Here is a 1372-nt window from a genome sequence, read left to right as displayed (position 1 = left end):
CAACCAGAACACGCCTCACCCAACAGGCCCGGGGTGGGCCCGGCATAGGCCGCCCCGACACCGCTAAACGCCGAGGTGGTCTCCGCTTAGATTACCCAGGTGGTCCTGGCCTAGGTTGACATACTCATCCATGAGATAAAACAACGACTCAATCCCCTGGGATTGCATAAGCTCCTCCAAAGCCTCGAGGAACGTTCAGACGTTAGCGAGAGTGATCCGACCCGGGTAGGACTCGTTTTCGACCGTGTCACGTCCGCGTCAATCCTTGACGACGCCCTCCTTTTTGACCCCGATCTGGCCTCTGTCGGAGGCACAGAGCTTGACGCTGCAGCTAGCTCCTACCAGCGAGATGACCTCAGCCACCTCGCTGCGAACGCCGTAAGGATTAGACGTTTGGCAGCTCAGCGCCTGAAGCTTGTCCTTGACGCCAATCCCGACCAGCATCTGAAGCTGAAGACGGAAGTCACCCGGAAGACTAGATTCACACCTGTACGCCGACTCCTCAGCGACCTACCAGAGGTGATGCTCAGCGCCAAACCTGTCTGGGCGATGAGTCCACTTCAGGTCTCCCGGTTACTCCCACTAAAGGAATCCTTCGATCTTGTCATTTTTGACGAGGCTAGCCAGGTGAAGCCTGCCGATGCGATACCGGCCATCCTCCGAGGTCGCCAACTGATCGTCGCCGGCGATAGCAGGCAACTTCCACCCACCGAGTTCTTCACAAAAACACTCGATGATCAAGACGACGGAATCGATGAAGACGCAACCCTCGACTCAGTAGCGGCAGTTGAGACCGCACCACGCCGCATGGGTTCTATGACGCGCGATGCCGAGAGCATCCTGTTCGCAATGGACCGACTTCTCGCAGGTCAATCGCGGCGTTTGCTTTGGCATTACCGGTCACGAGACGAACGACTGATTGCTGTGTCAAATTCGAGAATCTACGACCGCTCTCTGACCACATTTCCTGCCGCCGATACCCCCGATGCCATCGCGCACATCGAGGTGCCACCAAGTCCTGGCATCGACGGCGGGACCAACAGCCCAGAAAAGGAAGTATCGGAAGTCGTCAACGCTGTCCGGGCACATGCGCTCGCTCACCCCGACGAGAGTCTCGGAGTCATCGCCTTCGGGGTGAAGCATCAGCACCGACTCGAGATTGCATTAGAAGCTGCATTTCAAGAAGACCCCACCCTCTACGCCACCTTGAACCAAAACGAGGCTGAACCGTTCTTCGTGAAGGCTTGAGGCTGACCCCGTTTCCCGGACAGGTGGTTGGTTGGTCAGGCTGCCAGTGTGAGCTGGCGGCGTTCGTACTCTAATGGACTGAGGTAGCCGATGCCGGAGTGGCGTCGGCGGGCGTTGTACCAGC

General features: G+C 58.0%; 2 protein-coding genes. One reads left to right on the top strand and one right to left on the bottom strand.

Going from position 1 to position 1372, the window contains the following annotated elements:
* Positions 1–393 precede the first annotated feature (393 nt).
* Positions 394–1248 (top strand): DEAD/DEAH box helicase, encoded by an 855-nt coding sequence (locus B7R21_RS19190; protein WP_147305987.1) that lies wholly within the window; start codon positions 394–396, stop codon positions 1246–1248.
* Between the two features lie 35 nt (positions 1249–1283).
* Here the strand turns inward: B7R21_RS19190 and B7R21_RS21055 are convergent.
* Positions 1284–1372 (bottom strand): IS3 family transposase (locus B7R21_RS21055; protein WP_367302594.1); only part of this gene is annotated, 89 nt, incomplete at its 5' end.

It is taken from the genome of Subtercola boreus, from assembly GCF_003399625.1.
GTDB lineage: Bacteria > Actinomycetota > Actinomycetes > Actinomycetales > Microbacteriaceae > Subtercola > Subtercola boreus_C.
The sequence above is the reverse complement of the archived record's forward strand: the minus strand, read 5'-3'. Positions and strand labels throughout refer to the sequence as shown.